The organism is Microcoleus sp. B4-D4 (assembly GCF_036705185.1).
GTDB lineage: Bacteria > Cyanobacteriota > Cyanobacteriia > Cyanobacteriales > Microcoleaceae > Microcoleus.
The window spans coordinates 11189-31137 of sequence record NZ_JAUBTX010000042.1; the positions used below are offsets into that span (position 1 = coordinate 11189).

19 protein-coding genes and 1 pseudogene are annotated in these 19949 nt (G+C 46.8%); 8 read left to right on the forward strand and 12 right to left on the reverse strand.

Annotated elements, in window-relative coordinates; translation table 11 throughout:
- The first annotated feature begins 228 nt into the window (after window positions 1–228).
- Entirely contained in the window at window positions 229–1962 is a 1734-nt protein-coding gene (locus tag QUB13_RS23775) for a hypothetical protein (protein WP_333385644.1), read from the forward strand.
- Between the two features lie 1068 nt (window positions 1963–3030).
- Here the strand turns inward: QUB13_RS23775 and QUB13_RS23780 are convergent.
- The 5 genes from QUB13_RS23780 to grxC all read right to left on the reverse strand — a co-directional run bounded on the left by QUB13_RS23780 (window position 3031) and on the right by grxC (window position 8368).
- On the reverse strand, window positions 3031–3612 hold the full coding sequence (locus QUB13_RS23780; RefSeq protein WP_333385647.1) for a hypothetical protein: 582 nt from the start codon (window positions 3610–3612) through the stop codon (window positions 3031–3033).
- 159 nt (window positions 3613–3771) lie between these two features.
- Entirely contained in the window at window positions 3772–5610 is a 1839-nt protein-coding gene (locus QUB13_RS23785; protein ID WP_333385650.1) for a CHAT domain-containing protein, read from the reverse strand.
- Between the two features lie 102 nt (window positions 5611–5712).
- Window positions 5713–6852: a Gfo/Idh/MocA family protein gene (locus QUB13_RS23790; protein WP_333385653.1), complete on the reverse strand. Its 1140-nt coding sequence runs from the start codon at window positions 6850–6852 to the stop codon at window positions 5713–5715.
- 209 nt (window positions 6853–7061) lie between these two features.
- Complete coding sequence (gene gshB / locus QUB13_RS23795) at window positions 7062–8048, reverse strand: glutathione synthase (protein WP_333385658.1); 987 nt, start codon at window positions 8046–8048, stop codon at window positions 7062–7064.
- Between the two features lie 59 nt (window positions 8049–8107).
- Window positions 8108–8368 (reverse strand): glutaredoxin 3, encoded by a 261-nt coding sequence (gene grxC, locus QUB13_RS23800; RefSeq protein ID WP_333087844.1) that lies wholly within the window; start codon window positions 8366–8368, stop codon window positions 8108–8110.
- A gap of 235 nt (window positions 8369–8603) precedes the next feature.
- On the opposite strand from grxC, the gene QUB13_RS23805 reads away from it, so the two are divergent.
- Both QUB13_RS23805 and QUB13_RS23810 read left to right on the forward strand, forming a co-directional pair.
- Entirely contained in the window at window positions 8604–8936 is a 333-nt protein-coding gene (locus QUB13_RS23805) for a hypothetical protein (protein WP_333385661.1), read from the forward strand.
- Between the two features lie 261 nt (window positions 8937–9197).
- Window positions 9198–9338 (forward strand): hypothetical protein, encoded by a 141-nt coding sequence (locus QUB13_RS23810; protein ID WP_194011373.1) that lies wholly within the window; start codon window positions 9198–9200, stop codon window positions 9336–9338.
- 146 nt (window positions 9339–9484) lie between these two features.
- Here QUB13_RS23810 and hflX read toward each other — a convergent pair whose 3' ends face one another.
- Window positions 9485–11143, reverse strand: coding sequence for a GTPase HflX (gene hflX / locus QUB13_RS23815; RefSeq protein WP_333385745.1), 1659 nt, complete (start codon window positions 11141–11143; stop codon window positions 9485–9487).
- Between hflX and QUB13_RS23820 the strand changes: the two genes are divergently transcribed.
- From QUB13_RS23820 to QUB13_RS23830, 3 genes are all read left to right on the forward strand, one after another.
- Window positions 11081–11218 (forward strand): hypothetical protein, encoded by a 138-nt coding sequence (locus QUB13_RS23820; RefSeq protein ID WP_228049827.1) that lies wholly within the window; start codon window positions 11081–11083, stop codon window positions 11216–11218. The genes hflX and QUB13_RS23820 overlap by 63 nt on opposite strands.
- 396 nt (window positions 11219–11614) lie before the next feature.
- Window positions 11615–11827, forward strand: a complete 213-nt coding sequence (locus tag QUB13_RS23825) for a chlorophyll a/b-binding protein (protein ID WP_194066620.1) — start codon at window positions 11615–11617, stop codon at window positions 11825–11827.
- Between the two features lie 401 nt (window positions 11828–12228).
- Window positions 12229–12495 (forward strand): Photosystem I reaction center subunit PsaK, encoded by a 267-nt coding sequence (locus tag QUB13_RS23830; protein WP_333385666.1) that lies wholly within the window; start codon window positions 12229–12231, stop codon window positions 12493–12495.
- 116 nt (window positions 12496–12611) lie between these two features.
- On the opposite strand, the pseudogene QUB13_RS23835 reads toward QUB13_RS23830, so the two are convergent.
- The 4 genes and pseudogenes from QUB13_RS23835 to ycaC form a co-directional block, all read right to left on the reverse strand.
- A pseudogene (locus QUB13_RS23835) lies at window positions 12612–13673 on the reverse strand (IS630 family transposase).
- A 36-nt stretch (window positions 13674–13709) separates the two neighbouring features.
- Window positions 13710–14537, reverse strand: coding sequence for a transaldolase family protein (locus QUB13_RS23840; protein ID WP_333385669.1), 828 nt, complete (start codon window positions 14535–14537; stop codon window positions 13710–13712).
- A gap of 6 nt (window positions 14538–14543) precedes the next feature.
- Window positions 14544–15212 carry an antibiotic biosynthesis monooxygenase gene (locus tag QUB13_RS23845; protein WP_333385673.1) on the reverse strand — a complete coding sequence of 223 codons (669 nt, stop codon included), beginning with the start codon at window positions 15210–15212 and terminating at the stop codon, window positions 14544–14546.
- Between the two features lie 253 nt (window positions 15213–15465).
- The gene (gene ycaC, locus QUB13_RS23850) at window positions 15466–16107 is read right to left on the reverse strand and encodes an isochorismate family cysteine hydrolase YcaC (RefSeq protein ID WP_333385676.1); all 642 of its coding nucleotides are present in this window, start codon (window positions 16105–16107) and stop codon (window positions 15466–15468) included.
- Window positions 16108–16418: 311 nt separating this feature from the next.
- Here ycaC and QUB13_RS23855 point away from each other — a divergent pair, with 311 nt between their 5' ends.
- Together QUB13_RS23855 and QUB13_RS23860 are read left to right on the forward strand one after the other, a co-directional pair.
- Window positions 16419–16658: a DUF2281 domain-containing protein gene (locus tag QUB13_RS23855; protein ID WP_333385679.1), complete on the forward strand. Its 240-nt coding sequence runs from the start codon at window positions 16419–16421 to the stop codon at window positions 16656–16658.
- A 157-nt stretch (window positions 16659–16815) separates the two neighbouring features.
- Window positions 16816–18063, forward strand: a complete 1248-nt coding sequence (locus QUB13_RS23860; protein WP_333385682.1) for an AlbA family DNA-binding domain-containing protein — start codon at window positions 16816–16818, stop codon at window positions 18061–18063.
- A gap of 397 nt (window positions 18064–18460) precedes the next feature.
- On the opposite strand, the gene QUB13_RS23865 is transcribed toward QUB13_RS23860, so the two are convergent.
- The gene (locus QUB13_RS23865) at window positions 18461–19060 is read right to left on the reverse strand and encodes a class I SAM-dependent methyltransferase (RefSeq protein WP_333385684.1); all 600 of its coding nucleotides are present in this window, start codon (window positions 19058–19060) and stop codon (window positions 18461–18463) included.
- A gap of 109 nt (window positions 19061–19169) precedes the next feature.
- The gene (locus tag QUB13_RS23870) at window positions 19170–19847 is read right to left on the reverse strand and encodes a DUF2834 domain-containing protein (protein WP_333385687.1); all 678 of its coding nucleotides are present in this window, start codon (window positions 19845–19847) and stop codon (window positions 19170–19172) included.
- Between the last annotated feature and the right edge of the window lie 102 nt (window positions 19848–19949).

Here is a 19949-nt window from a genome sequence, read left to right on the forward strand (position 1 = left end):
GAGAAACCCGGTACAGCATTCAGCCTCCAGCCTAAAAACAGCGGAATCGTCCTCAAAGTCGATCGGGCAATTTCAATGCCGACCGTGCTAAAATTATACCTTTGAATTCCAGAACAACCGCTTTTAAATCGGTCAAAATAAAAAAATATCAACTAATAACTATTAACCTCCTATTCCAAATTATCAATTCCCAAATTACCAGTTACCAATTACTTATTCCCTATGGTCATGACAGACTCTTCGTCCCTAGCCAACACCCTTTCTGAACCGGTGCGCCAGCCTTTTTGGTGGGCAGCCCTAGCCTCTGTCGGCGTTCACGGAATCCTCGGAGTAGGTGCCCCGACGATTTCAAACTTAATGAATGGTGGAAATTCCTCAAACAAAAATATCCCCGGTTCCGTCGGCTTCGTACAATTAACTCCGGCCCAAGCGGGGCGCTTGCCACAAACTATACCACCAAAGCCCTCCAATACACCGTTTTCGCTCGTCGCCCCTGTTCCTGTTCCCCTCACGCCCAAGTTAGCCCCGCCTTTACCCCCCGCACCTCCAAGCATTAACTTGCCCGCCATGCCTCCGGGAATGCCCCCTCCAGGGTTCTTTTCCCCTCTCCCTCCCTCTCTCGACCCCTTAACAGCCCCAACAGCCCCGCCGCTTCCCAAAACTCCAGCCCCAACTCTCAAAATCCCCTCCCCGACAACACCCACTATCCTGCCGCCACTGCCTCCCGGCAGTGTAATTTTTCCACCATTGCCCGGTAATTTCGATCGCAATATCCCACCGCCACCATCGCTGACAGAAGCGCCCCAGCTTCCCGGCGGGCCTTCGGAAGACGAAGCAGAAACGCTCAGAAAAATCATAGCTAGTAGAGGCGGACTGCCGCTATTTCCAGACGGAGCTCCAGTCTTCACGCCGGAATTTCCAATTGCCGGCAGGAATTCGGGAATCGAGGGAGGGCCAAAATTGACTCAAAAAGATCCGAATAAAAGGAATCTGATTGCAGAAACTCCCGAAGAAAGACTCAGGAGGCAACAATTTGACCAGGGACAGCAACAGCTAGAACAGCAGGGAGTTCCCGGTTCAAACTTGCCCCGCGACAGAGAGACACAGCTTGCTGCTGCAAATACCTATGTTGCTTTGTTTGAGAAATTCAAAAAAGCTTATCCCGACTTGGAAATGACCGGGCCTACTCCTGTGGATGTGGCTTATCCTGCTGTTGCTTGCTCGCAAAAACTCGAAGGAGTCGCAGTTTTTGGAGCAGTTGTCAGCCCTCAAGGTTTGCTCAAAGCCGAGCCACAGGCGATCGTCCCCACGGGTTACAGTATTCTAGACAACACGGCTAAAACTGCGATTATCAACCCAGCTCTGACATTTCCAGCATCCAGCACGCACAAGCTTTACCAGGTAGCTGTCGCGTTTAAATACGACGAAAAAATTTGCCGCGGCATTCCTGTAACGCCATCCACCGCCCCAGCCAGTCCCCGACCAACAGGCCAGCAGCCGCCAGCCCTAGCGCCGACACAACCGAGTCCGACAAGCCAGCCATCCCCAGCACCTGCGGAAGTCAAACCCCAGTTTGAGAAGCCACCCGCCGGCCAAAACAAACCGCAGCCGGGTGCCAAACAGTCGCCGCCGGCACCTGCGCCCGCCACCAAACCGTCGCCCTCGCCTCAACCGAAACCATCCGGCGAAGTGTCGCCGTCGCCACAACCTGCTCCGTCGCCTCAACCTGCGCCTTCTCCCGCCGAAGCCTCGCCGTCGCCGTCTCCTGCTCCTGCTCCCGCCGAAGCCTCGCCGTCGCCGCCTCCTGCGCCTGCTCCCGCCGAAGCCTCGCCGTCGCCGGAAGCTGTTCCCTCACCGTCTCCTGCGCCTGCTCCCGCCGAAGCCTCGCCGGAAGCTGCTCCGTCGCCGGAAGCTGCGCCTTCTCCCGCCGAAGTGTCGCCTTCTCCTCCTACCGAAAATTAATTGTTCGTGACTAATTGGGAATCGGTAATTGGGAATTACAGCACTTCCCGATGTTATGAGGTGCAATAGAATCGACTAAAAATAATGGTTCTTCCTTACTTTGGATGCTAAGGTACTCGCGGAAAAATAAAATACCAGTTAAAATGGGATAATCGTGATATCCCATTTTTGTAGAGTTTCAAAACGTTGCCATTAGCATAAAGGTAGTCCTGCATAGCAAGGAAAATTAAGGACTTTCATTAATACATAAACTGGCGTTATACTCATGAATAAAATGCCAAAGAGCTGCCAATATGATTGGAGAGTTTTTTAGAGAATGAAATATTTTTTCTCACCAATCGAGATATTCTTTGTCTCATCGTATTATTAAATATTTATATATAGTTTTTTAGACTAGTCTCATTTCCTACTTTCTTGTATTTTTTCTGAGGAAAAAATGTGACCGAGGCATTCCAAAAGTCTGTATAACCTACGGCACATTAACCATAAACTGGTGACAAAGAATCCCATAATCCTTGAGCGCCAGCTCGATCTTTTTTGCCAATATATACTCCTAGAATTTATGAATATTGAGGCATCAATGGCAAGCCCAATCTACTGCTTATTACCTACAAATGACCATTTCATCACATTGAATTGTTAGCTTCCCCCTTTTTTTTTGACTTCAGTTATACTTGTCTTTTTACAGTTCCTAATTTTTTATAAACACATAGTATTGCAACCACCGTTCCGAAACCCCAGTCGCCCTCACAATCCCAGCCAGAGATATAGCGGTTTTCACAAAAGTGAGAACCGCTATATACAGTTTACACAGCCAATCCAGAAGACCCGTTTTTACGCGATTTCTAGCTAAAAACGTAGATTTTTTGTCAAAAAAAACCAGGTTTCTGACCGCCTGTGTATCAGTTCTAATCAAGTCTAAAAATTGAATAGGATTGCTATATCAAACTATAGCAATCCAGGTGTTTTAACAACTAGACAAATTTAACATCTAACTCAAAGTAGATTAATTTTATATTAATTTGAAAAATTATCGCGATCGCAGCATAAAACCCAACCGTGAAAAAACTAATCAGAAATTTCTAATTGCGAAATTGCATAGCGGGCGACAGTCAAACCAACTCTCGCCTGTTCTATTTCCGACAATTGCGCCCAAGGTCTTTTAGTCTCCACAGCCGCTTCCACCCCGGACGAATCACCCTCTCGCATGGCATAAGCCAAAGGACGCGCCAACACCTGCAAATCTTCCTCAGCCCACTGAGGCAAAATATTTAACACGCACTCTACCATTTGGTCAGCTAAAGATTGATACTTCACAGTTGCATTTTGGACGCTTTGAGCGATGCGGGTCAAAAAATCTTCAGGAACGCCAGCAAATTTATCGCCCAAAGACTTTTGCAGGGCGCTAGAAAGCCAAACTTGTTCTAATTGCGCGAATAAAACTCCCGACTTCAGGGCAATATCGCTGTCGCTGAAAGAGTCAGACAGTGAAAATTCCTGCTCTAAATCCGCCCAATAAGATTCTGATTCAAGCTGTGCCGGATTCCAGGGATAGGCAACATCAGTCTGAACAATTGTGGCGAGCAGTTCCATTTCGGTCTGAGAGAGAGAGTCGCGAAAATATTGAGAATCGGGAGATTGGGTAGCCATGATGTAATACCTAAGTGCTTCAAGGAAAGTACAGAAAGTGGATTCTACTAAGCGATAGTTGCGAGCGGCCTGCGGTGAGTAACTTTTTTAACTTCAGACTTGAGACTTAACGCTCAGAAGTTTGCTGTTTCGATCGCATTCATTAACTACACCCGCACCTTAATTGGTTCCGCAATCAGTCTCACTGTAGCCCGAACTTTTTGGAACCTCAATAGTAAACTCAAAAATCTGACCTTGAGAACTGCCAAATTTTAGCTGAGTGCCCGATTGCAACAGCAGTTCTTGGTGGTGAACTCTCACCCATCCCTGGGCCCCCAAAACTAAAGTCCCGTAACGAGAAAAATCGCGCAAAAAGTAGCTAGGTTCTTCCCGGCTATCTCTGATGCTGTTGCGGCAGAAAATCTCGGCGTGTTTCTGAGAAACCCACTGTTCTCGAATCACTACGTCGTTTTCTTCCCAGCGTCCGACTCGAACCATCCCGGCGCAAATCTGCCAAACCTGATTGGTTGATTCGGTGGATTTGACATTTGGTCGATCGCGCCCCCGCAAGTAAGCACAAGAGGGCAAACGTCCCAGCCAAGTAGAAGAATTTAGAGGCAATTCCGTTTTCAGGTCATCTACCGGCTCAGTCAGTTCACCGTCAAACTCTGGGTGCATATACAGCACCGGCAGCGTCCAAGCCGGTTGATTGAACTTGTAAAGCGTCAGTAGCTGCTGTCTGGCGACGGCGACGGCCCGATCGACCGACATCCGCCCGGCCAAAGCTCGAGCAAAAGTTTGGATAAAACTTAGGGCCTCGCGATCGGCGATCGAGTCCCGCATCCCCAACACCGCCGGCACCCCGTGATGGATCAGTACCTCAGCCAAACTGCTGCGGGCGATCGCCTGTTGCTGGCCGTTATTGGAGTGCAGCCTCTCCACCGCCGGCTGAGCTCCCCAGCAGGCATTAAACACTGCCAGAGTCACGCGACACCGAACTAAAACCTGAGCCAGTTCAGTACCGTTCATCGTCGTGTCCGGCGCCAAAAACAGCAAGCCGCCGTCAGGCCCCGGTATCCCGTGGCCCGAGTAGAACAGAATGTTATAAGCTTGCGTTTCCAGCCGAGAAATTAGTTCGGCCGGAGTAGGTTCGATCAAAGTATCAACGCGAGTCGGAACGCTGATATCGAAATATTTGTCGCTGTCGTCGGTTTGAAAAGCACTTTCGAGAACCCCAGCGAGGGCGAGTGCTTCAGCTTCCAACTGCAAATGACGGTTATTGCTCGTAGAAAATTCAGAATTAGCACCGCGGCCTGGTTCTGCTTGTCCCAAAACTAGCAAAATGTTCAGCGACTCGGCAGGACGCAGGGGCGGCAAAGGCTCGACATTGCTGGTAGTGCGGCTGAACAGCAATTGCTGCGACAGAGAAATTGCCGGTTGACCGGCTTGAGGCTGCATAATTTCCCAAGGCAAAGCAATTAAATAGGGTTCGCGCAAATCTATGCGAACCCGCAGGGGTAGATTTTGCCCGATCGCGATACCTTTACTTTCCTGCAGACTGCCCTGAATCGGCCCTTCAAACAGCCACCGCCAAAGATCGATCCCCAAATGCTGCATCAGGCGGCTGCTGTAGCTTGCAGGTGGCTGCTGCAGGTTCGGCTCGCCCCTGTCGCCCCACCCCCCTTGACCGAGCTGAAGCGGCACAGAGGGCTTCGGTAGAGGTAGCTGTAGCGACTTAGGGGTTCGTTTTTCAGTTTCTGCGAGTATATTCTGGTTGTTTTCCGGCGAGACGAAACTGCCATCAGGATGTAGGGGCAATTCGTGCATTGTCCCGGAGGGGGAAAACATTTCCTGCCAAGCTTTCCAGGATTGGGATAGGGTATGGGGCCACATACAGTCGTGGTGAACGTACCCGCTGGGATAGGGAGCTTGTAGAACCCAAGTGGCAAAATGGTTTGCCCCAGCGGTTCTCAGGCGAGCGATCGCTATACTGAGGCAAGGACTTTCAGGGCGCGCCATCTTACAACTCTGGATATAAGGGTGATCGAGTTTATCTATATCGTAGTTTATCGGGTTTGGGGCGCGATCGAGTGGGAGACATTACTTTGTGAGTTTTGAATTTTACTTACTGCCCAAAAATTTATCTAAATTCGGTACATCCACCCACGTTCCCGTAGCATTTGACTCCTGAGTCAAATCCATCAACAACTGCGAGTAAACTCCTTCTTTGAGCGACGGTATCAAAGATTTCCCCGCATCTATTGCTTCTACCCACCTATCCACTACTCGAATAAACGGTGCAATTCTCCCGTCTGGATAAACTTGAGGAAACTCCAATCTTTGAGGAATCTTAATTTCAGCTAAAGGTTCTCCAGCTTGGGAACCCCACAAACGAAATCCGTGGACATAATCCTGCTGATTGTCGCTTCCCAATACCAAAGTACCTTTACTACCGTAAATTTCGACCCAATGTCCCCGCCCTTGATAAGTAACCGAACTCAAACAAACTTGACAAGGCGTTCCCCCGGCCAATTCCAACATCAACGTGCAAGAATCATCAGCATCAACAGGTTTTAAATTTCCCGAATCCTTCGGATCTGGTCGCGCCGAAATTCCTGTAATCAATTGCCCAGAAAGCCTCTGCACGGGCCCGAACAGCCAGCTAAGATAATCAAAAACGTGGGAACCTGTCGCCCCCAAAACTCCGCCGCCTAGCTCTTTTTGCGCGTACCAATTCCAAGGGCGAGCAGCATCAGCGCGCCCAGACACCAACCAATCAATCTTAATTAAACGGTTTTCTCCGACATATCCTGCTGCTAATAATTCTGCTAGCATTTGCCATGCGGGGATGAAGCGAAACTCAAAGTCCATTGTGGCAATTGCTCTCGAACCGCTGTTGTTAACATTAGTTTGAGATTCGCTGTTTGTTAATCGGTAAAGTTCCCTGGCTTCATAAGCTGTGAGGGCTGTCGGTTTTTCTAATAATAAATGTTTGCCTGCTTGCAAGACGGTTTTTGCCATTTCAAAATGCAAAAATGGCGGGGTGGAAATGCTGACTCCCGCTACTTCTGGGATGGCTGCTATATCTGCGATCGAGTTGCAAGCATAGGGGATGTTGTGGGTGCTGGCGATCGCCTGAGCTTTGTCTAAATTCCGGTGGTAAACAGCCACAACCTCTGTCCGGTGGTGTGCCTGGAATCCGGGAAGGTGCACTTTTTGACCGAAACCTGTACCGACTATTGCAACGCCAATTTTTGACATAATTTAATAATTGGGAATGGGGAATGGGGAATTGGGCGGAGCGAAGCGGAGGGATTGGGAATTGGGAATTGAGAATTGGGCGGAGCGAAGCGGAGGGATTGGGAATTGGTAGCAACTAACCAATAACTAATGATTTCAACATCGGCCTGATGCTCGATAATTAATCAGTGTATGTGTGTCCTAATCTGTGTCGTGCTTTCCTTCTTCCCTCATCCTTCTTCCTTCTTCCTTCTTCCTTCTTCCTTCTCCACCCATTCAATTACTTGTTTGCCCAAATTAACGCCGTCAAGCAAGTCAATTTCTCTAATCCCTGTAGGGCTGGTGACATTAACTTCGGTGAGATAACCGCCAATGATATCAATGCCAACAAAGTACAGTCCGTCCCGTTGCAGTACCGGTGCTAAGTCAGCGCAAATTTGATGTTCGCGATCGGTAATTTCTGTTTGTGCGACTCGGCCGCCGACGGCCATGTTGCCGCGAAATTCGTTGCCGGTGGGAATGCGGTTGACAGCGCCGATGGGCTTGCCGTTTAAGAGGATGATTCGTTTATCTCCGTCTTTTGCTGCGGGCAGATATGTCTGAATCATCACTGGGATTTGCCCTTGTTGAGTGCTGATTTCGACTAGGGAGTTGAGATTGCGATCGCCCGCTTCCAATAACAAGATCCCCTCGCCAGCTTTCCCACCTAATGGTTTAAGAACTGCCGCTCCTTTTTTCTCAACAAATTGCCTAATTACCCGCTTGTTTTGAGAAACAATTGTTTCGGGGATCGAGTTCTCAAATTGCAAAGCATACATTTTTTCATTGGCTGCGCGCAATCCTTTGGGGCTGTTAACTACCAAAGTTTTAGCGGGATCGATGCCGTCTAGAAGGTAAGTAGCGTAAAGGTAAGGAATATTGACAGGGGGGTCTGTCCGCATAAATACTGCGTCCATTGCTTCGAGAGGCCCGAAAGTAGGCTGTTCTACTTCGTACCACACCTGAGCTGCTTCCCAGCGTCCCTCTACGATTTTTACAGGCGTTAGGGCTACCCGGTTGAGGGTAGCCCAGGTTTTGCCGTCGATGACGCTTAATTCGTTGGCTTGAGTCGCCCAAACTTCGTGACCCAACTCTTGAGCGGCTTCCATCAGCGCTACGCTGGTATCGTGTCCTGGAATTAGTCGCGCGAGGGAATCGATGATGAATGCAAATTTCATTTTTCAGTTGGCACTTATGAATTGGTTTGAGGAAAATTTGGCAAGCGATGGACTAATGTTTATGTTGCCAGCAGCGGGTCAAGTTGGCCGCGAGCATCGAGTGCGTGGAGTTCGTCGCAGCCGCCTATGTGTTGGTCGTTAATGAAGATTTGGGGCAGGGTGCGGCCTCCGTTGGCTCGATCGCTCATTTTATCCCGTGCTGCTGCATCTCCATCGATCGCGTACTCTGTAAAATCTACCCCTTTTCGCTTCAGCAGTGCTTTGGCCCGAATGCAAAACGGGCAGGTTCTCCAAGTGTAAATTTCTACTTTAGGGGTCATCGGGCGCTCAAACAATAACAATATTTTTTTATTGTAATCTTAACCAATCTTATTTTTATTTTTATATAGTTGCAGCCAACGACTTGTAATGTTATTATTTATACAACTTTTTTTAAATTTGTCTAAAAATACCAAAATATCCGCCCTTCTTGAAACGGAGAGATTTTGACAATTAGCAGCACGATCGGTCTATCGCGACTGACCGACCTGCTTGTTTCGTTTTCTGCCGGAACCGATGATTCCTGCACCTGTCACTAGGAGTGCTACCACAGTGCCCGGTTCTGGGATAGATGTTGCTGCTCTCTGCGGGGTGGAGTTGTTGGTGTATATGTTTGTGAAGTTCGGCGAGGGTGTCGGTATGGGTGTTGGCGATGGGTCTACCTGCGATTGCGGTACCGGGTCTGGTACGGGTGCGGGTGATGCTAGAGTCCCAGAGCGCAGAGATTCTATGGATGGGCTTGATGGTGCTTCCGGGCTTGGGGAATTGTCAGGGCTACAGGCGCTTGAAAAGTTTCCCGGCCCGCACACATCTACCTGTGCTGCACCCGGAGGGGCGGCAGCCAAATAGAAGAACCCTGTTGCCATTGTGGCAGAGAGTCCGATTGCTAGTTTTGCCAGTGGCGTACACATAACTATTTAGTTAAAAAGTGGTAAAATCGGAAATTAGAAATAGTGCTAGAGATGAGCGTTGCGGGGTTGGTAAGGATTTTAGAGTTATTACAATAGATGGATGCTTTTCTCGCGCCCGTATAGTATATTATAGCGCTTGGGGAGGTCGCCCAAACACTTTAATAATCTTATTTTCTTACACCTTGAGGTCGAGAACTTCGTGGTTGGCACTAGGTTACTTAGTGCTTTGCAGGGAGCGATCGAGCAACATCTTCTGGCAACATCTCCACCACCAGCAGTTACAGTCATTAACAAAGAGTGTTGTTACGAGTACCGCCACCTCCTGAAATTAATTATTTAATTCCTCGCAAACTAGCTCTGCTTTATCGTACTTGGCAATGCACAATCTGACTACTCTTTTATCGTCTCATGCTGCGATAGGAACTGTCCTCAGTATATGTACGTGTATTCCTGACTGTCAACTACTTAAAAGGAATATTTAAGTATTTACCGAGGATAGAGGGCGTATTCAATGAGTTGCGCTAATCGATCGCGCAGAGTTTCCAATCCGAGACCTTTGGCGGCCGAAATAAATACGGCTTGAGGAAACTCTTCTCGTGCGAGAGCGAGTCTATCTTCATCTACGGCATCGATTTTGTTGAAAACTACAAGAGCAGGCCCAGGAGTTACGGGCATATCTGTCAAAATATTCATGACCGATCGAATTTGGCTTTGCCATGCGGGATGGGAGAGATCGACGAGGTGCAGCAAAGCGTCGGCGTCTGTGACTTCTTCGAGGGTAGCCCGAAAAGCGTCGATCAGTGAGGGGGGCAGTTCGCGAATAAAGCCCACTGTGTCTGTGAGGACGAGCGACAAAAGTTCCCCGCCCTCGGCGCTAGGAATTGTCAGCTTGCGGGTGGTGGGGTCGAGGGTGGCAAATAACTGGTCGGCGGCGTAGACTTCGGAATTGGTGAGCAGGTTGAGCAGGGTCGATTTACCGGCGTTTGTGTAGCCGACGATGGCGACTGAGGGTACGTCATTGTGGTGCCGGTTCTGCCGTAGCCGGAAGCGGTGAGCGAGGAGTTGATTTACTTCTTGCTGCAATCGAGTAATGCGTTTGGCGATCGTCCGCCGTTCGGTTTCTAGTTTAGTTTCCCCAGGGCCTCTGGTACCGATGCCGCCGCCCTGCTTTGACATGGCCTGACCGCGACCTCTGAGCCGGGGCAGGGTGTATTGTAGCTGAGCTAGTTCGACTTGCAATTTACCTTCGCTCGATCGCGCTCTTTGGGCGAAAATGTCCAGAATTACCTCCGTGCGATCGACTACGCGAATGCCGAGGAGAGTTTCTAGGTTACGTATTTGTGCGGGTGCCAGATCGCGATCGAATACCACGAGGTTAGCGCTAACCGTCTGAGCGGTGAGAGCAATTTCTTGAACTTTGCCTTCGCCAACGACTGTCTGAGGATGGGGGCGCGATCGTTTTTGGCGCACTGTTTGCAGAACTTGACCCCCGGCGCTTTCCACCAGCCGCGTTATTTCTGCGAGTCCGTCCTCAAAATCCAGCAGAGTCATCTGCTGAGTCATTACACCCACCAGCAGAACCTTGTCTTGGTCTGCATCCACCTGCTTAGCGACAAACTCAGCTTGAAACTCTGCTTCTAGTCCTTCCACCAACTCCTGAAAATCTTGGTCTGCGAGGTCGTCCAAATTCAGCGGTTCTGAGATTGTCCAGGGAAAGTGTTGAGTTTTGATTGGTGAGTTTTGAACTGAAGACTCTTCTATTTCATCAGTTTCATCAGTTTCATCAGTTGCAGATTTTTGTAACTGAGCGCTTAACACGGAAAACTCAAAATTTGGTCGGTCTCCTTGAGGTATCAGGTGAACGAGATAAGTTTCTTGGATGTAACCTGTCGCACCGCCGCCGCGGCGCTGAAATCCTCCGCCGGTCAGCGTCAGCCACACTAGGGCATCTAGGCGCTGAATTGCCATTGCTGTGAGAGCTGCTTCGCTTGGGATTTCTGGCTTCAGGTGGGTGGCGATGCAGCGAATGCCGCTGAGGCGACCTCCGCCGTATCGGGGCAATTCTAGGGGCGAAATTTGGGTTTGGCGGGGTGTACCTACGCCGACGCGAATTACTTGTCCGCGACGGTTGATGTAGGTGCAGATTGGTTTGTCGATTTCGGTGCTGATGGCTGCGACGCGCTGGGCGAATTCTGCCGTGGTGATGCGATCGCCCGGTAGTCGCTGGTGGTAAAGCTTTTCGAGTTGCTTGAGCTGGCTGGACTTTAAACCTTGAAGATTGCCGTAGATGGTTTCGATAACTGTTTCTCCCTCGCGATCTGTGAATCTTATATTTTACTTAACTCCGGGCGATCGTGTTGTGGTTTGAAGTTTAAATTTACCATTCCTGCCATGAGACACTTCCTTTGACAACAGCAGTCTCAACTTGTACTGGTCTTTTGTATCTGCTGATACAGGCGATCGCTAAAAAAAAATCGTTAACAAAACTTAACACATATTTTTGTGTTTCAGAATCCTCCTTTAGACTTGTGTGTATCTTGAGCCTAGAGACAGATAGCAAACTAAAAATTAGGTCGCTACTATGATAAGCGAAACATTGTTAAGGAATGTAAAAACATGGAAACTCGTCCTACTAACGTACCTACAACCACTAATGCTTACAACGGCAAAGATCGCAATGCCTTTTTGTTTGGCTTTAACCCGCAAGCAGAACTTTGGAACGGCCGCTTAGCGATGATCGGCTTCTTAGCTTATTTGCTCTGGGACTTGGCTGGATATAGCGTTCTACGCGACATCCTTCACTTTCTGCCTACCTATATCGCTCGCTAATAACGAGCATTGTTTCCGGTCTGGCAGTATGAGTAAATGCTGCAACTGCCAGACAGGCTAAAAGTTACAAATGGCAGCGAGTACGACTGTGTTAGTTTGTAGCTTGCGTTACTTTTGACTGGCATTAAAAGATTTATTGCTGAGATTTGATGATTGCGGGTGGGGCGAGCTAGCTGGGCAGTGAATATTGAGAGCAAAACAGATATTGATTGTTGAGATGCGATCGCCCCTGCTGTATTTTTGGCAATAAATTTCATCGATAACCTCTGATTGTATATGAAAAATAGGAGCATCAACGATGATTAACTCAAATTTACTGGCAGTAAGTAACTACACAAAATTAATTACATAAAGACTCCTTGCTAGGTAAGGCTTTCACGCGAAATCTCGTGTAATTAATTTTGCACGACTACTTAGTAGAATCAGCTCTGACTGACACAGCATCAGGAAACTGGCAAAAGCCTGTAGTAATGTTTGTTTGCAATCTCTTAGCCTTGCTAGTTCTGAGCCGCATAATTTGGCATCCCCGCGTCGGCCAGAAAATGCCTTTGCCCTTCCCATCTCTGTTTAACAATGTTAGCGTACCGGCATTTCTGGCTTGCATGAGCGCCGGTCATTTGCTGGGAGTATTCACCATTTTGACGCTGAGTATGAACAAGGCTATCTAGTAGCAATTGCGCGGCTGTTTTGGCGATTTCTTGCTGCAATTCGTTGGTTAAACGGCTGACAAAAAATTAGGGGTAAGTGAAAAGCACTCATCTCATGTCCGGTAGCATAACCATAATTAAGCCGCAACTTGGGGCCACCAATGGAAATTTGTCAAACCTCGAACTAACTCTTGCTGTTGGAGTAATTGTTGGCAGCGATTAAATAAAATTTCCTCTAATTCATCAAGATTTTTAAATGTTCGGTTAGCAATAGGCTCATTTGTGAGTGGCCATAGTCTTTCTGCGCCTTTGTAGTTCTGGAGAGTGAGATGGCATTTCTATAATATGAATGCCCTGCGGTACATCAAGTTTTTTAGCGGTATGCCATCGAGCTCGATCCAAAGTCAATACGACTTGTTTATTTTCCCCGACTTCAAAATGTTGGGCGAAATCGGCTAAAACTTGATTAAAAATTTCGGTATTCACAAAAGGTAGAATCCACGCCTTTGTTTCTCCAGATTGTGGGTGAACGAAGCCATACAACCATAACCATTTAAATCGCCAATTTACCGATGCTACGGGTATTGTCCATTCATCTACTCAAATACGTCTAATTATTGGTTTAAGCCCAACTCTATGTTAATCCATTGTCCAAACTTCTACATCGGCGTCTGGGTACTTTTCTTGAACTTGAGTCACCGTTTTTGCTAATTTTTTTTCCATTGTTCCTGTTCCGTAAAGTCTGCTTCCTGATGAGAGGATCGAGGTACTCTCAAACGTAGTCTCATTGCCTTCAAATACTCCCAACCTCGTTGTCTACTAACTGAACGTCCTAATAATTCACTCATCCAATTTGCAACTTTCTGTCCGTTCCAAAGCCCACCAACAGTTGGAGGTGATTGTAGCGCTTGCCATAGTTGTGCTTGTTGTACATCATTCAAAAGTGTATCGGCACCTTGATGTTCATGCCTTTTATCTCCAAGTGATTTTGGACCAATGCGGTTATACCCCCAGACTAGTTCATAAATCCAACTGAGACTGTAACCAGTTATTTGTGAAACCTCTCGGCTACTTCTGCCAGATGCTAATAACCAGATAATTTGGTAATGACTTTTTTCAACAGGGTATGAAGCTTGACGGTAACGCTGTTGTAGTTCTGGTAACGATAGATGTGGCTCAATGCTAATACGTTTTGGCATTGTCAGATAGATGGGTTTTACAAAGGGTATACTTAGCTATTTTACTATGGTTGTACTACCGGACATGATATAACCCCTAATTTTAATTTTCTCTAGAATTGGATGAATAACTGCATCTAAACGAGCAATCGAGAAGCTGGTAAAACAAGCAATCTCACTCACAGATTCTCTTTGCTGAATGAGGCTTTCTAGTCGTCGGAGATAAGCATCCCCTACTTGCTCGTAGGTTGTATGAGAAAACACGAACGTTGCATTGACGTTAATACGATCGCAAATTAGTTGTTCAATCACCCGCAGCATGATTTGAGTGGCTGGGATTCTGAGCATTAAATTACGCCAGCCGACCGAATCCCAGAGAATTTGAGATTCAGCGATCGCACTTTGGGCCTGCAATAGCGAGTGAGGAGGGAGATCAATTTGAACATACCCATCTCGACAGCGAGTCTGAAAATAGGTTTGTTTCAGCAAGTCGGCCGCTAATTGTAGGTCTCGTCTGATTAAATAATCGTATTTATGCCGAGCGGAACACTTGATATTTTGGTTGGCTACTGTACTGAAGTCGATCGCGTATTTCTTCGCTTCAATTGCAGCTTGCAAGCTTTGAAAGTTTGACAGCCTCCCTCGTAGTCCATCGTCATCAATGTAGTCCTGCAACTTACTGTTGGTAATCTGAGATCTTGCACCATTGTCAATAATCCTTTTTTGAACAGGCTTTCCGGCCTGTTCCACAAAGAGTAGATTTTCTTGTGGAACAGGCCGGAAAGCCTGTTCAGCGAGAATAGTGCAAGATGTGAGTAATCCAACTTCGCTCAAAATTATCCAGCCAAACCGATTGTCCCCGTCGCCGCAGCGCCACAAATTCATATCACTTTATGGAATGGGATATAGCCATTTGCGAAATAATTGTGTTAAGCGCGGCATGACCAAATAGGTGAGCAGGATAACAGTCAGACCAGAGATTATCAGAGATGTGAGCAAGGCAGGAAGCCCTGATAGTAGCGGTACCAGCAAACGATTGAGAATAGAAATGGTAAAAAACACTCCCAACCATGTAACTAACGCCATTTTGTAGCGTGGGGGTGGAGCTTTCATCGATTTATTGGGCAGCGTAAACCAGGTTTCCAATCCGGTCAGAGTTTGAATATCTTCTGGGTTTTCAATCAAAGGCTGCAATCGCTCAATCCACTCTCGCCGAACATCAGATTCCAGCCAGGCCTTGAGATTGTCGTAGCAATCGAACTTGAGAATGACCACGTACTCAGGATGAGCGTGATGCTGGGGTCGAATAGTGCTCACACCCAGATGTCCCTTGAATTTTCGTGCATCTGCGGCGATGCCATGAAACCATGCTTCGTAACCTTGCTCGCGCCCCGGTTTCACTACATGAGAGATCACAGCGGTGACTAGATAGTTTTCTTCACTGGTATTGCTGGCCAACGGTTCTTCCAACATAGAATTTAGAGAATTAACTGAGAGAAAAGTTTTATTCAGAAAAACAACCCTAGAGACACCAAATTGCTCGGCAATTTTCGGCAGCACGTCTTGAAACAGAAGGGAGATTAACAAATGCGATCGAGAAGGTTGGGAACGAAGTAGTTGTCACCGCTACGTTTCACATAAAATTGATAACCTAGCGATGACAATATAGCAATCCTAAATGATTTGCTTGCATTATACGCGAGCTTTCTGGCTCGCACTGCAAGGATTCTGGTCTCGCTCGATTTGGTGGCTGATTTAGGATTGCTATATTAACTCAGTTAAACACGAGGTAAATAAAGTAGGCGCTTTCTCACTACTTATTGGGAGATCCAGGATTTGCCGTTGCTGCATAGCTGGTCATCAGGTTTTTGTAGTCAGGAATAAACCCTGCTAACAGACTACCCAGTCCTTCAATATCGTTGCGCCAGTCACGGTGCAATTCACACACAACGCTAAACCAATTGACCAACTGAACTCCAGCACGAGACATTCGATCCCAAGCTGCATAGCGACAGGCTTCATCAAAGGTTCCAGAGGCATCGGTGACAACAAAAACCTCATAACCTGCCTCTAATGCCGAAAGCGCACAAAAAGTAACACATACATCAGTGACAATTCCGGCAATAATCAATTGCTTCTTGCCTGTTGCTTCTACTGCTTTAACAAAGTCCTCGTTGTCCCAAGCGTTGATTTGTCCGGGACGCGGAATAAAGGGAGCATCTGGAAACTTCTCCTTCAGTTCAGGGATGATGACTCCATTGGGGCCTTGCTCAAAGCTAGTTGTCAAAATTGTAGGCAGGTTGAAAAATTTGGCTGCACTTGCCAGCGCCAGCACATTATTTTTGAAGTCGGCGGCACCAATATCACGCACAAGTGAGAACAGTCCAGTTTGATGATCGACGAGCAAAACCGCAGCATTATTCTTGTCTAGACGGTTGTATTTGAATGTAGACATGAGGTATTTTTCCTATTTGGGTTATGGGTGAATGAGCAATTGCAGAATGGAGTCAAGAATCAGAAAGCCTTGAGTTGTACAACTTAAATGTGATTTTTTATTAAAAGCGAAACGTCTATTTCCTCTAAATGGCCTATGGCGTAAGCTGTTGCGGAATGAACTCAGTTTGCAAAATATTACCAAATTTCACCACTCAAGATCCGCAAGTTAAGGGCTGAGTTAGGACTATGTTGTAGCGGGGCAAGACAGGCTCTTGTTTCATATAATTGAGTTTGCATCCCTTCAGGTGTATAATCTATGTGGAACTTTGTATGGCTATCGCCGAGCAGATTTACGAACTCGTCACATCTTTTCCTCAAGACCAAGCCAGAGAGATTCTCACTTTTGCAGAATCTATTCGAGCTAAATATCTAAATGGCAATCAACCCAGCAGTAAAGTCGCTCCAGTGCCTTGGGCAGAACTGCTTTATTCCTTAGCTGCAAGTTCGGGAGAGGGCTTTCCTACCTTGGAGGAGATTTGTGCTAATTCGGGGCAAGACATCCTACAATAGAGGCTTTAGATGTAAGTTTTGGATACCCACATCTTGTTGGGCTGCTTGAATTATCGGTGAGGATAGTAGTAGTTCGCAGTTTGTGTGTTAATATTAGGGATTACGTTTCCTCAATAGCATTTGTTAAGTGCTACTTTGAGGTTGTTAATATCTCTTAATGCTGATGAAGATTAACCTTGAAACTTTTGACCTCACACAGCTCCCAAGAGTAGAAGACGATCGTTTTGAATTCAAATCAAGTCGCACTCCACCCGAGGAGCTCAAGAAGAAACTAAACTGTGCAGTATCAGGCTTTGCCAATGCTGGAGGTGGATGTTTCGTTGTTGGTGTTGATGATAATGGCAATGCTGACAATGGCTTGTCCTTAAAGATTGGGAGACACGATTTACGTGACTGGGTTGATCAGATTGTCAATCAAGTGGTACCAGTTCCTAAATACGACATCAAACTAATATCAGACCCGATGGGACGGGGTGTTATTCAGCCAGATTCAGCCGTTTTGCTCGTTGCCATTCATGAAAGTTATGCTGGACCACACATGGCTCCAGATCAACGCTATTACATTCGAGCAGGTGCTCATACAGTTCCAGCCAAACATTTCATTATTGATGCAATTTGGGCTAAAAGATATTTCTTTAAACCGCGATTGACGCATTTATTTAGGCGCAAACCAGAGCAAGAGCAAACTATCCAACTTGGAATTATTGCACTTACAGACGGTCCAGCAGTTAATGTTAAGATTAACATTTCACCTCTGCCCCAGATGATACAGTTGGGCAGTCTGTTTCCTATCCATATCCCCGTTATCGATCGCATTAATCCATTCTTTTTTGATGTATCAATTTATTACCCAAATAAAGAGCTTTGGGAGAAAGACCTGTATCTTGAAGTAGAGTATTACGATCTAGCCGGAAACTCTTATGTTTATAAAACCAAAATTGAAGTTTCTGGGTCTGTTTCAGCAATTACCAGTGCAAAGGATCACCCTGCAAAAATGGTAAAAGCACTTGAATCAATCAACGAAGTTCTTTTGAAACTCACTATTCCCCGCGAAAATGCAGCTAAACCCAGCTTTGTGTTATCTAAACCAAGCTTTGTGTTATCTAAACCATCGGAAAGTATATTTACAGATATCGAGAATCTGATTCCTGAACTTTTAGCAGAGATGAAAAAAGATTTACGGGAGTATCCAGTTGCCCGTGAGTTCATTATTATGCCCAAAGGTGCAGTTTACAACGGAGACAAAAACAACTTAATTCTTGAGTATTTTTTTGAAGATCATTCTTGGCTGAGGAGTAAACTAAGAATTTTAGAAAATCATGCACTAATTTATGAAATTACTTACAACAATACACTTCGTTTCGTGATTTCTGAGGAATTGGCTACTTACTTAACGAACTGTTAACCGGAGTGGTCTATTCATTTCCTCCCCTTGCCAGCAGCCTAATACTGCGTTGGTACGGACGGAATCAAGGTTTTTGGTGAGGGTTCGAGGCTACTTGCCTCCGCACAACTTCACGGATCTACTTTTTCAAAGGTCAATGACAGGTTGCTCAAAATCTTGCCAATGTCTCCCCTCAAGGAATGGACTTGCACTCGCGAAGCGCTGCTGCCAAGCGCCGATCGCAGATTGGTATTGATGATTATGCTAATGCCCCTAACACTTTCAAGGTCGCTTTTTGAGCGATCGTCAATCCCGTTGCCCCTTGAATATTCATGCCTTCATACAGCCGATCGCCCATCAACGTCCTAATACAGCCACCAGTTACGACATCCCACAGTTTTATTGTGCGAATGATAGATTACGTCTTTTGGGCAATGATATAAACATGATTTTGAGGATACTGGTCATATTCGAGATGGCGGCAGGTGCAATGATGCTCAACCAGAATTTGCAGGAAAGTATCTACACCCAAAGTGCTGTAATCAAAGTCTTGACCTTGAAATGCTCCCGAAACCTCGCTGCTTGTATGTCCGCCGCCACAAGTGAACAGGATCACTCCATTTGGTTCAAGCGCATCGGATAGCTTTTGTATCACAGGCGCTTGCTTGTTGATTGGCAGATGAAACGTGCTATCCCACGCTGCAATCAGGCTGTAAAGTTTCGGCGGCAGCCAATCACAAATGTCTTCCCGGTAAAACGTGATTTCTGGATGTAGCTGCTGGGCTAAATCGATCATTTCGCTAGAAATATCAAGTCCTTCAGGCCCAAATCCATGCTTGGATAAACTGTTAATAAAACGTCCGCTGCTTCCACACCCGACATCAAGTGCTGCGTGCTGGTTAGAAGTAAATTTTATCGCCCGTTCTAATTGGGCAATCCCGTAGGTTGAATCTTGATGCTCAGTTTGCCACCATTGGGCAATTCGGTCGTAGCGGGCCGATGTATCATTGGGCTCCATAGAGTGACCTCATAAAACCTTGGAAAATCGAGATATGATGCAGGCGGTCGCACCCTACAACTATAACGAGTGACAGTTAGCCTTAACCCAGGGAATAAAATTTTTCGTTTCAATTTCGGGCTGTCAGTGGGAAAGTGGGGATTTCGGTTGCAGATTCGGGCAGAGGGGGGCGCAGACAAAGATAAACTAGCGGCCCTAACAGCGGAAGTAGAGAGACTGCCCAAAAAATGCGATCGTCCGAGAGTCCGCGGCGTGCCATGTCGTCTCCCAAAAGTGAGGGAAATATTACAGCCATCAAGAAACAATCCCAAGTTATTAAATGCACAAAAGGAATTGACTGCCACTGCCTGACATAATCTGCCCAATCTCCATTTAACCAAGCCCAAGCTAACAGCCATATAGTAGTTAGTAAAAGTACAATGCCTGTCCAGCGGGAGTCTGATATTTTGAGCAACATATCTTTGCGGCCGGAAAATTGTGGCTGGGGCTGGCGGAGGAGTAAGTAAGGAATTAGGCCGATGATACCGGCGCCGTTGGAAGCGAGGAAAGCAGGCCAAGCGGATATATTTTGGGTTTTCTCATCAATAAATAGGAGGCAAGCGTAGACCATCGGCCACACTCCCATGAGAGCGAATACGGTGACAAGGTAGGGGTTAATTCCTTCTAGCTGCAACTTGAGCATTTTTTCAATAACTGTTAGCGTTCCGGGTCGATCGAGAGGAGCTAGCAGCAAGGTGTAGGCAATAAATGTTCCCCACAGCAACCACAGAAACAGTTTTGTTTTCATCAGATATAACGAGTAGTGGAACCCGACTAAACTAAATTATGGTAAAGTAGCGGCCGAGTTAGCGGCGTCTATCTTAGGTCATAAGCAGTACGATTGGAACAG